Origin of the sequence: Pseudooceanicola nitratireducens (assembly GCF_900109195.1) — a bacterium.
GTDB classification, from domain to species: domain Bacteria; phylum Pseudomonadota; class Alphaproteobacteria; order Rhodobacterales; family Rhodobacteraceae; genus Pseudooceanicola; species Pseudooceanicola nitratireducens.
In genome coordinates this window covers 1-11,667 of sequence record NZ_FNZG01000016.1, presented here as the reverse complement: position 1 = coordinate 11,667, position 11,667 = coordinate 1, and the positions used below count along the sequence as shown (strand labels likewise).

8 protein-coding genes and 1 pseudogene are annotated in these 11,667 nt (G+C 59.7%); 5 read left to right on the top strand and 4 right to left on the bottom strand.

All coding sequences use genetic code 11. From position 1 onward, the window contains the following. The 5 genes and pseudogenes from BMX99_RS19080 to BMX99_RS19060 form a co-directional block, all read left to right on the top strand. A pseudogene (locus BMX99_RS19080) lies at positions 1-984 on the top strand (relaxase/mobilization nuclease domain-containing protein); the annotation flags it as partial. Positions 985-1,000: 16 nt separating this feature from the next. Then, positions 1,001-2,914: a type IV secretory system conjugative DNA transfer family protein gene (locus BMX99_RS19075; RefSeq protein WP_027246185.1), complete on the top strand. Its 1,914-nt coding sequence runs from the start codon at positions 1,001-1,003 to the stop codon at positions 2,912-2,914. A 401-nt stretch (positions 2,915-3,315) separates the two neighbouring features. After that, on the top strand, positions 3,316-4,011 hold the full coding sequence (locus tag BMX99_RS19070; RefSeq protein WP_175480281.1) for a hypothetical protein: 696 nt from the start codon (positions 3,316-3,318) through the stop codon (positions 4,009-4,011). 89 nt (positions 4,012-4,100) lie between these two features. Beyond that, positions 4,101-6,005 (top strand): ATP-binding protein, encoded by a 1,905-nt coding sequence (locus tag BMX99_RS19065; protein WP_208855472.1) that lies wholly within the window; start codon positions 4,101-4,103, stop codon positions 6,003-6,005. Between the two features lie 10 nt (positions 6,006-6,015). Then, on the top strand, positions 6,016-7,905 hold the full coding sequence (locus BMX99_RS19060; protein ID WP_083783485.1) for a hypothetical protein: 1,890 nt from the start codon (positions 6,016-6,018) through the stop codon (positions 7,903-7,905). 519 nt (positions 7,906-8,424) lie between these two features. On the opposite strand, the gene BMX99_RS19055 is transcribed toward BMX99_RS19060, so the two are convergent. The 4 genes from BMX99_RS19055 to BMX99_RS19585 all read right to left on the bottom strand — a co-directional run. After that, a complete protein-coding gene (locus BMX99_RS19055; protein WP_027246184.1) occupies positions 8,425-9,408 on the bottom strand; it encodes an ATPase, T2SS/T4P/T4SS family in 984 nt (327 codons plus the stop codon). Beyond that, a complete protein-coding gene (locus tag BMX99_RS19050) occupies positions 9,405-10,829 on the bottom strand; it encodes a TraB/TrbI/VirB10 family type IV secretion system protein (protein WP_027246183.1) in 1,425 nt (474 codons plus the stop codon). Before BMX99_RS19050 ends, BMX99_RS19055 begins: the two co-directional genes overlap by 4 nt. A gap of 2 nt (positions 10,830-10,831) precedes the next feature. Then, the gene (locus tag BMX99_RS19045; RefSeq protein ID WP_093455120.1) at positions 10,832-11,554 is read right to left on the bottom strand and encodes a TrbG/VirB9 family P-type conjugative transfer protein; all 723 of its coding nucleotides are present in this window, start codon (positions 11,552-11,554) and stop codon (positions 10,832-10,834) included. 5 nt (positions 11,555-11,559) lie between these two features. Further along, positions 11,560-11,667 (bottom strand): VirB8/TrbF family protein (locus tag BMX99_RS19585; RefSeq protein WP_254772012.1); only part of this gene is annotated, 108 nt, incomplete at its 5' end.

Here is an 11,667-nt window from a genome sequence, read left to right as displayed (position 1 = left end):
TTCACCGAAGGAGAGATAGACATGAAGGACATCAAGACCGTCGGTGATGCGATCGACTATTCCGAGCGCACGATCGAGGCGCTGAGGCTCAAGGCCGAGGAACTGGACCCGGCCGAGCGCGCCGCGTTCGAGGCCAAGGCCGCGCCGATCATCGCGGACCTCTCGCAGATGGTGCCGGACCCGGAGTTGCGCGTGCGCTTCGGCAAGCAGCTCGAAGAACCCTATCCGCCGGGGGCGGGCAGTGAGGTTCTGATCGCCGCGCTGCAGTCGGGCAATGACGAAGGGCTGCGTGACGTGCTCGAGCGGGCCGAGGAGGTCGGGATGGATAGCGAGGAACTGGTGGCGCGGATCAGTGCCGGCGGCACGCGGAACTACGGCATGGCACAGGACTGGGTCGAGCGGGACATGAACGCGGTGCTGGCCAAGGACGGTCTGAGCGTGGAGACCGCGAGTGACGACCAACTCGACGCCGCGCTCGAGAAGGTCGACGGCGTGATGGACGCGCTGATGGAACGCGCCAAGGAACTGGGTGTCGAGATTGGTCGGACCCTCGCGGACGAGGAAGAGGCGACGCTGCCGCTCATCGACGAGGACGACCGGACGCCCAATCCCTACCTGCAGGACCTCGCCCACATGTTGCGCGACGGCAAGCTCAGCGAGGAACAGGAAGAGACGGTCGAGCGGACCCTGCAATCCGAGCTCTTCAAGGAGTTGGGCGAAGAAGGCTTGGCCGAGCTTCGCCGCGGCAACTACGAGGTGCTGGACGCGGCGCTGCCGAGCAAGCTCGATCAGATCACCGTCACGCAGGAGTTCCTTGAGATGACGTTTGAGGAAACCGGCGATCAGGTCTTCACCGACCGCGCTGCCGGGTTGCAGCAGGATAAGGCGACCGAGGTGGCGCGATTGCGCGGCCAGCAGGAGGTGCAGGAGTTGGGGCGTGATCTCGGTCGGGACCGCGGTCTCGATGACGAGATGGAATTCTAAAGGGGAGATGACCACCATGACCAAGACACTTCCCCTCTGGGCAGCGCTCCTCTTCGGTGTGATCTGCGGCGCCGTCATCGGCACCATCGTTGCCGCCTTCTACCTGACCCTGGCCCTGAAAACGGGGTTTCAGAGTTTCGACATGTTGGCGCTCTGGAAGGCGAGCGCCAGCACCCGCGCGGTACATCCCGAAGCCTTCAAGGTGGGCTTCGGGGCCGTTGGCTTTGGCGCGATCGGTCTCGGCACCCTGGCGCTGGCTTGGACCTGGAAGAAAGAGCGGGACGATTACGGCTCGGCACACTGGCAGACCAAGGCGGAGCTGAAGAAGAACGACATGTTGCAGGCGCCGGGCAAGGGCTTTGTCTGCGGCAAACTCGGCGCGCCGACCTCGAAGGCTGAGTTCATCTCTTCGACCACGATCCCGCATGTGATGATGGTCGCCCCAACCCGCGCCGGTAAGGGCGTCGGCTTCGTGATCCCGAACCTCCTAAGCTTCGCGGGTTCGGTCGTGGTGCTCGACGTGAAGGGTGAGAACTTCGAGAAGACAGCGCGGTTGCGGGCGCTGAATGGCGACGAGGTCTATCGCTTCAGCCCGTTTGATTGGGCCAATGCCACGCATCGCTACAATCCTCTGGCCCGGATCGCCAAGGCCCCGAGCTTCGCGCAGCGCTTCACCGAGGTCTCGATCCTGGCCGACCTCTTCCTCGACAAGGACAACAAGCAACTCGACACCTTCTCCGAGGCCGGCAAGTCGATCTTCGTCGCGGCCTGTCTGCTGGCGATCCAGCGCGGAACGCCGAACCTTGGCGAGGTGAACAAGATCGTCGCCGGGGGCGAGTACAAGAACGCCCAGTACAAGACCTATGCCGATGAAGCCGAAGAAGACATCCTGCGCGAGCTCTGGACCAACGCGGCCTCTGCCTCGTCGCGGCTGCTGACCTCAAACATCCAGGCGCTGATGACCGCGGGCCTCAAGCAGTGGGACAACCCGGCAGTGCGCTCGGCCACGCAAGCCAGCGACTTCGATTTCTCGACTTTTCGGAATCAACCGCAGTCGCTCTATATCGCCGTCTCCGAAGATCACATCGCAACCCTCGCCCCACTCCTGCGCCTGATGTTCGCCGATCTCATCGCCTCGATCCGCCTGAATGAACCGGGCCCCGACGAACCCTGGCCGGTCATGATGATGATCGACGAATTCCAGCAGATGGGTGCAATGCCCTATCTCGAACGCGCTATCCATTCCTTGGCAAGCTATGGCGGCCGCGTCGCGATGATCGCGCAGTCTCTGGCTTCGCTCGACCGGATCTACGGGCCCGAGGGCCGCGAAAGCCTCGAGAACGGGGCAGGGCTCAAGCTCTACATCACCCCGCGCGACCAGCGCACGGTGAAGGAAGTCTCGGCCGCCGTCGGCAGCACCACCCGCGAGGCGGTGACCAAGATGTATGGCCGCAACAAAGGTATCCTCGGCGCGACCTCGACTTCGGCGCGGCTGGAAGAACGGCCGCTGCTTTCCGAGACCGAAGCGCGCCTGATGGACCCCGACGAGGTGATCATCCTCGCCTCGCCCCAGCACCCGATCAAGGCGAGCCGGATCAAGTATTACGACGATCCCTTCTTCAAGCAGATGCTGGCCCGCCAAGAAGGTAAGCCCTTTCCCTATCCGCCGAGCGTGCAGGGTGTTGGGCCTTGGGGCAGCGAAGGTGGCGATGAGGCCGGCGCAGACGAGCAGGCGAAACCGGCCGAACGCGCGCCAGTCCGGGATCGCTCGCAGCGCCGCGAAGCGCGCGCGATGAGCGTGAGGACGATGGAAGCCGGGCGCGGGCAACCAGAGCCGGAGATGCTCGAGCGGGAAGCGGACTTGCCGAAGGAATGGGAGGCGGCGCTCGACCGGCAGGAGGACTTCATTGAAGAGCTATTGGGAGGGTGAGCGCGGTCTTCGCGCGACTGTCCCTTGTTAATCTTCTGTGTTGTGCGCGGAGGATGACTGTTTGTAGCCTCTGCCAGTCAGACTGCCATCGTAAAGCATGCGTACTCTTGACGTCTCCACTGCTGCTGTTCGCCAGCGTTTTTCAGCAACCAGAAGGTCTCCCGTGCGGCCTTTGGCGTAAGGGTACAGAGCCGAAACCCAAATCAATCAGCGTTCAATCAAGCCGGTTGTGTTTTCAGATTGCTCCGCCAGCTTGCCGAGCAACACCTTGCTAGACTTGTGTTCATATGTGTTTGACAGGCAGTTCGTCCAGATTCTCAATGGGTTGCTTTGCAAGCGACGATACGCGATCTTATTCGAAATAATACAATCATAGATTTATGGGGGAGTTGTCGGCAGGCATGGGCTTACTTGACGATATAGCGGGCGAAACTGGGAGCGCGACTTCAACTGACCCAGTTTCTGCCGTTGGGGTTAGATATCGTGACGCCTTGCGGCTTCTCTTCATTCTAGCGGCCGGTTCCGATCCTGCTGACGATCCTGCTGAAGAATGCGTGAAAGTCTTCAGGGCCGAAAAACGGCTAATGGCTATGGATTTCTTGGTGCGCTATCCAGACTATCTGGCTGACGCGTTACTGGACGTGGTCGAAGCCGAGGGTGATCTCGACCTGCTTAAGAAGGTCGAAGGCATTTTTGATGCTGATGAACCTTCTGTCAGGCTAGTGCGCATGGTCAGGTGGAAGCGAGGAGCTTACGAGAACATCGCGGATGCACTTGCCTTGCTAAGCTACTACGGACTCGTCCGATCGATGCAGCTTAAAGGCGAAGATGGCAAGGTGCGTCGCTATGAATACCAGATATCATCGAAGGCAATGGCTTTCTTGGACCAGTGTGTAGCCGATCATCCGGACTTGGTGTGGTACCGGGACCGGATGACGCTAGTGATGCGGGTAGCTTCCGGTAAAAGCGGTTCGAAGCTTAAGGACTGGCAATACGAGCATCCCACCTATGGCAAGACACTTCATGGCGATCTCATCCCGAGCATTCGTGTGGAAGTCGAGAAGCGCCTACGCGCGATTTCGGAGAATCTGAAATGAGAAAGTCTGCGCCAATTCAATCCACCGAGAGTGGCTGGCTCCGCGCCATTGCGGAACGTTCAGGCACTGAGGAAAGCACAGCCAAGTCTGTGCTACAGAAATACAACATCCAGCCGCAGCCTACACCTCCTCGAGCGAAGTCATTGCGGTTCAAAAGCATAAGAGTTGCAGGTGCCCGTGCAGAGTCCGACTGTGACGGGCCGTTTGATAAGACTTGGGCCAACCTCGGCGCTGGATTGTTTGCGGTAATGTCGGACCGCAACCTCCGCGGCAAGTCTTCTATCCTAAATCTGCTATACGCTGTCATCAGGGGCGAGTTCCGGGGAAGGGTTAAGGCGGACGTCTGGAAATGGCTGGAAATCGTCGATGTGACTTATGAGATCGACGGCATTCTCCACCGTACTGAATTGCGGAAAGATGTCGGAGAGGAGGATCCGGCGAAAGCGAAAGCCCGCGTCAGCCGTTCGGGCAGCGACGGGAGCTGGGTGCCATTATACGACGGTGATGGCGGCGAAGGGCTGAAGTCGCAAACGGAACAGCTAATGATGGCTGAACTAACCTTCTCGCCGATATATGCACACAATTCCAAAACCGGTGGTCATGCTCATGGCTGGCCACTGATTTCATCGGCACTCTTCTTGTCGAGTTCGACGAACGCCAAGGCACTTTTCGGCGACGTCACGATCGATGGTATCCCGTTACGCCTACTGCAACTATTCATCGGTTTGCCGTGGGTCTCGACGTATAGCGCGGCCCTCACAGCGCAGAAGGAGGTCGAGGAATCCCGCGCCGCTCGTCCAGACCAGTCTGCGCTGTACAAGGGCCTTGCGAAAAGGTTGGAGACGGTCAACGCCAAGCTGGAGACAGCAAGGGAAAGCGTGAAGAAGGTTGACGATCGCTCAAGGAAACGGGTCGAGTTGAACGATTTGGACCAACAGATGGTCACTCTGCGCGAAGTTGCGGATTCCACGCGGGCTGCTTTCGAAGTGGCTGATGTCTCGCTGCAGAAGATTGCGGAGAGCTTCGAGAAAGCCCGTCAAAGGGTACAGCAACTGGAGGACGAGAAGTCAGCCGGCTATTCGTTCCGCAAGCTTAGCCCATCCTGCTGCCCAGCCTGCGAAGCCAAATACAAAGAGGTCGTGGCGGCGCCTGGGTCAACTGGCGATGGAAGCACCTGTCTGCTTTGCAAGAACGATATTCCCCAGGGCACAGAGGATTTTGAAGAAGATCACATTCAGCTTGCGAAAGATGAAGTCGACGCCCTCGACGCGTCATTGAAATTAGCTAGGGAGAAGCAAAAAGCCGCGGAAAAATCTGCAAACAACGCTGCAATCGAACTTCGAAAAGCAAAGGATCGGGTTTCCGCGTTGCAGGTCGACCTTGCTGCCAAGGTCCCTGATACAGAGCTGGAGATCGTCCAGCTGGAAGCCCAGGCAGCTCAACTTCGCGACCTCATGGGTGATGGAGCGACATCTACAAGCTCGGACGCCAATACCGATGCTGCGGATAAGGTTCTCAGGGCAGCCACTGACGTCACCAAAGAACTTATGGTTGATATGCAATCTGAGATTCTGAAGCAGATATCGCAATCGGTGATGCTCCTTTCCCGGAAGTTTGGCATGCCCAACGCCACTGAGATGCAACTGGACAACGGAGGTCGGCTCAAAGTCAAACAAGGTGGAGCTATCGAATGGTTTAGCAACTTGACCATGGGTGAACGGCTGCGCATCAAGATTGCCGTGGCGCTCGCTGCGGTCGAAGTCGCAAGGGAACGGGGTCACGGCCGCCACCCCGGTTTGATGGTGATCGACTCGCCGGCGTCCGAAGAGGTCGTGGACAAGGATTTCGAGGCGATGCTCGATAGCGTTGCAACCGCGGCCTCGGAGATAGGCGGTGTGCAGATAATCATCGGCACGACAGCGCGTCCTTCCGTTGAAGCCGTTGTGCCAATCGAGCATCGTCTCCATGCCAAAGGCGACGACTACGTTTTCTAAGCGGTGAGTCATGGAATATCTTATCGAGTTGTTACGCGCCGATGCTGACGGATCCAGTGATCCGGGCTCCGTTTCAGCGGAGCGATTGCTTTCTGCAGTACAAAAACTCGCGCCCGGTTCAGACCGAGCCGATGGCTTTTGCTGGCTGACCCGATGGATATCCGAGACCTCTGTCCAATCCGTATTGTTGGAAATGCTGGCGTGGACTGACGACGCTCCAGCACTGGCCGAGATGGTCGATTGTCTGGAGCGGATCGAGATACCAGCCGGGTTCGCCAAGCCAGCGTGGACAAGTCTTTGTTCCCATTTCGAAGATGAAAGCAATCATTCATGGGGGCGTTCCCATGCACTGAGAGGTGCGATGCTGCTCTCGCAAGAGAACGCGGTTCTCGTGCGTAGGCTACAGGCCAGCATCCTCGACGTTTCGACAGAGGACGATCCACAATTCCTGCGTCACGTCGCCAAGGTGGTTGGCGCTATTCTACGTCGATATCCGGATACAGACTTTATGTTGCTTCTCGAACAATTGGCGACGCTGGATACTGTCGCAGACGAAGCGTGCATGGAAATTGGGTTAGCTAAGCTTCGCGAAGGACTGGCCGCACCCACCGAGGAAGCCCTTTGGTCGGCGCTTGCGTCCGCAAAAAAATGGTTCGAGCGATCCCTCGAGAACAGCGAGCGTCGTCCGGATGCAAAACTCTATTTGCTTTGCACGACCTTCCTGCTGTCAGTACGGGAAGACGGGCTCCGAGCAGATTTGAAAGATCGTTTACCTGAATTGGAAATTGCTGCCATCGAGTATACTGCGTTTTCACAGGCGCGCCACGCGTCTCACTCATGGCTGGCTGTTTCCTCGAGGGAACGCTTTCATTGGTTGTCAATGGCAACAAAATTAGCTGCTCTGGCCCACTCCCTAGGCAAAGAAATTTGGTTGAACGTTGCAATTGTGATTGAGGATGAGCTTCTGTCAATTTTCTACCCTGGAAGCGAAGTTTTTGGTCTGCCATCTACGCCCGGCCTCGATGCGTCAATGCAGGATGCTACCATCCGTGGAATGCGCGAACGCAGGTACTACCTTCAAGCGCTGGAGGAGTGGCTACAGGTCAACATTGACCATGGAAAAGCCGGGGCTGTAGCGGAGCTGCGCGAAACGCTCAAGCGGTCGATGGAGGACTCGCTTAATCGCCGCCCTTTCGACGCCACGACCACTAGCCGGCTGGTTGAGGTACTAGAAGATGCCGGCTTCAGCGAAGCCGCGGCCAAAATGGGTGTTTCGGAACTCCGCATGCATGGGGACGCCAATGTTATGGTTGCTCAGCTTTGGCAACAGGTAATCGAACAGTTTGCAACTCAGCCAGACTATTCACGTTTCCCCGACGCGCGGATGCTCGTGGAGTCTCTTGTCGGCCTATTACTGAAGTTTTTGGCTGCCCGGTCAAACGTCGGTGTTAGCACCGATCCTGTCGCCTCCTATTTGTTCCGGCGAAGTGGAAAGCTACCGGTAGAACATGATCTGCAGCTGGATTTTCTGAAATTCTTGCAGACCGGGGGAGCGCCAACCTTCCAAGCAGAGGCGCGTGATCGTGGTGGTGGGAGAGCCGACATCGACGTCCAGTTTCGCGGTGTAAGTTCGATTATCGAGGTTAAGAAGGATGACAACGTACCGGACAACGCTACCTTGGCCAAGCGCTACGCCGGACAAGCGACAGGATATCTCACTACAGGCGTCCGCTTTGGATTTCTGTTGGTCCTCGATCTGACAGATAGGAACGGACACCAGCAACACATTTCGGAGCGGATAACCATAGAGCGTAAAACGCCCGTTGGATCTGATACCGAATACCTTATCGTCGTAGCCCGAGTTCAAGCCCTCCGGAAGACGCCGCACGACCTCAAGTAATACGGCATCATGAAAGTTGCTCCAGGTTACTCCATCAAACCGATTTTTGGGTCTGTGGCGTCGCAGATTTCGATCTTCCTTTCAACCGCCTACCAATATCTGAATTGAAAATGAGGACAATGGCGCAATGTCTGAGCAAACCTTTAGTCCGTGGTTGGCACCGGCGTTGGTTGATCCAGTCAAAAAGACGCTGAAGTCACTTCCGGGATGCGGTAATCTGCGGATCTACCGTTCCACCCTTATCGACAACAAACAGTGGCAGAAGCTCGCCGGACGCGTGGCACCGCCGCCGACTGTGCCCTAGTAGCGTAAGTTCTTTCCCTTAAATGCCTTATTATCACGCGTCCGATTGTCGAGAAAGTAATTCTACGTTGCTTTTTCGGCCGACACCAAAAGACAGCTTGCCTCGGCCCAATAGCGGCTATTGACGAATACAAAGCGAACAGCAGCGCTCGCGCGCTGCTGCCATTCGTAGCCTAAGCAAGTTATTTTGCTCGACGCCTGCTGTGTCGGAACGTCTCACGACCCCGGCAGATAGAACTCCGTAATCCCCCGCTTCCCCTCGGCTCGCCCGAGCTGAACGATCACATCGATGGACTTGCGGATGTATTGCCGGACCTCGGCGAATGTCAGCGGCGTCCCTGCCTGCAGCACCATGATCGCCAGTCGATCGATGGCGAGTTCGGCGGTTTCGGCGTGGATGGTGGAGACCGATCCGCCATGGCCTGTGTTAATGGCCTCGAGATAGGTCAGGGCCTCGGCCCCGCGCAGCTCGCCGACGATGATCCGGTCGGGTCGCATACGGAGGGAGGCCTGAAGGAGGGCATTGGCGCTGCGTTGCAAGCCGGAACCACGGTCGGCCAGGAGGGCGACGGTGTTCGGCTGGCCGGGGAAGAGCTCGAAGGCATCCTCGATGGTGATCAGCCGCTCGTGTTCACTGACATGGGTCAGGAGATGGCGGGCGAAAGTGGTCTTGCCGGTCGAGGTGCCGCCACTGATCAGGACGTTGAGCCGCGCCTCGACCAGGGTTTGCAGCGCGGCCTCGAGGTTCACTTCGGCGAGTGTGGCGATGTTCTTCATCTTCTCGGCGCGGAGCGCATCGAGCGAGACGGCCTTGCCGAAGAGATAGGTGGGTGCGTAATCCCTGACGCTGCCGGAGGCGAAGAGACGGATCGTGATCGAGGCACCGCGATCGATGGCGGGCGGTACGGCAACCTGAACTCGGAGCGGGCGGCCTGCATATTCCACCTTGCCAGAGACAAGGGGGTTCTTTTCAGAGACGCGGGCCTTGGCGTCGCCGACGATGGTGTGGGCCATGTTGAGGGCGGTGGTGCGATCCACGGTTTGGCCTTCGTGGCGCATGGTAGCGTCGCCCGCGACCTCGATCCACACCTTGCCGTCCGGATTGATCGCGATCTCGACCACGTCATCGCGTCTCAGCAGGTCGCGGAACGGGTCGAGATAACGCTCGAGATAAGAGGTTGGTGATGCTGCCTCAGTCAATAAATCACCACATCCCGGTCGACGAGCACGGTGACCGAGGCCCCCTGATCGACATAGATCGTGGGTGCGATCGAGACCTGGTCGGCAATGACCGATCCGACGGCATCCTGAAGATCGCTGCCGACATCGCCCAGAACGATGCTGGTCGTTTCGTTGTTGGCACTCTCCGCCGCCACGGCAGGCGCCGCCCCGATCACGGAAATCAGCGCCGCCCCGCCGAAACGTTCGGCGAACTTGGTGTCGACGAGACCGGTCAGGCCTGAGCGACCGAGCTGGTCCCCGCCCACGGCGGCGATTTCCATCGAGGTGCCGTCCGGGGTCAGGACGCGGGTCCAGAGGATCAGGATGCGCTTCTGATGCATCTCGATCCCGGAGCGGTATTGGCCAAAAAGGCGGGAGCCGCGGGGGATCAGGATCCGATCCCCGGAAAACGCCGGAACCGGCTCGGAGACGACCGCGACCACGGAGCCCGGCAGATCGCTGTTGATGGCGGTCTGGAGCGCGGCCTGGATGACCGAGCCTTGGGTCAGCGTGCGCTCAGGATGGGTGAGGCGGGCGGCCTCCTGCACCTCGAGCGGTCGCGCGCTTTGCAGGAACTGCTCATTTCCTGACAGGACCGGACCCCCGGTGCCAGGGGCCGCCGGATCAGCGACTGCCGCGCCACTTTGGCCACCCCGCGGACCATCGGCATAGACAACGGCGGGGGATTTGATCTGCGCGGTCAGAAGCTCCTCGGCGACCCGCTCGGCCTCGCGCTGGCGCTGTTCCTCTTCCTGCCGGCGGCGTTCTTCGAGCAGGCGCTGATCGGCGATCAGCCCTTCGCGGTCGAGCTCGGCCTCGAGCCCCTCGCGCTGCGCACGTTCGGCGTCGAGCATGGCCTGCAGCCCCTCGATACGGGTTTCGGTCTGGCGCTGCAGGTTGGCCAGCTCGGTTTCCTTTGCGGCGAGTGTGGCTTCAAGCGCGGCCTTTTGTTCGTCGAAGGCTTCGCGCAGGTCGGCGACGGCGGATTGGATTTCCGAGTTGCGGGCGGCCTGGCTGACGGCGAGGGCCTCGCGAAGCTTGGCGATCTCGGCCAGCACCTCGGCGCTTGGTTCCGGGGAAGGGGCTGCGGGCACGTCCAGCGCCTCCTCGACAGCGATCAGCGCGTCATTCACCCGCTGCTCTGTCTCGTCAGGAGGAAACTCCAGCCGCCCGCCGGTGCCGGGCCGGCGGTCCTGGAAGGTCTCGACATCGGAGGTCTCAAGAGCGCTGTCCCCCTCTTGCAGACTGGTCGCCAGGAAATACGCGACCCCGGCCCCGCCGAGGGCAAGGGCAGCGGCGAGCGCGCCGACCCCGAGGCTGTTGCCGCGGCGTTTGGATTTGCCGCGCTGGCTGAACTGATCGAGGCGGTCCTGCAGGTCGGGAGGGGTTTGATCGGCCATGGTCAGTTGCTCACGTAAATCGCGCTCTCGTCGCGCCAGGCACAGATCGCCTCGTCGCCGATGCGCAGCGTCCAGTAGGTGTTCACCCCGAGCACCCGGACCGTGTTGCCCTGCTGGGTCCAGTTCACGGTGCGCTCACGGCCCTGGTCATCGGCCTTGAAGAGGGCGGGCTGACGGGCGTTTTCCGGGAAGACGAAGTAGGTATAAAGACCGTCGTCGTAGATATGGCTGGGTCGAAAATCCCCTTCACCCGAGACCCGGTAGTTGTAGTTGCGCGGGGCCTCATAGCCCTTGGGCTGGGTGGCACCCGCCGCGCGGCGTTCTTCGTCGGGGTAGCGGAAGCGGACCTCGAAGAACATGCCGGTGCGGTTCGGGATCGAGCCCTCGCGCAGATGGAAGGAATAGGTGCGCCGGTTGGTGATCACCGTCATGTTGGTCGAGGCATTGGCCACGTGCGGTTTGATTGTGAGCACATTGCCAAGCTCGGGGATCGGATCGACCTGGAAGCTTTCGGTGTCGCCGACAATCACCGCCTCGAACCGCTCCCCGGCCCCGAAATGGATCGTCGTCGAATGCCGCAAGTCGGTTTCGATCCGGTAGACCTGGTTTTCATCATAGACGGCGGTGCGGATGCGGATGTCGAGCGGGCCACCTTGCGGGGTGGCTTCGGCGGATGCGGCAACAGGAAGGGCAAGCGCCAGAAGGAGCGCGGGCAGGGATTTCATCTTGGTCAGTTCTCCAGGGTCTCGGCGTCGACGCGGTAGGAGGTCACCACGAAGCCCAAGGGGTTGGCCCAGACGTCCTGAAGGCGCTGGCGGGTTTCAGGTTGGAAGTCATA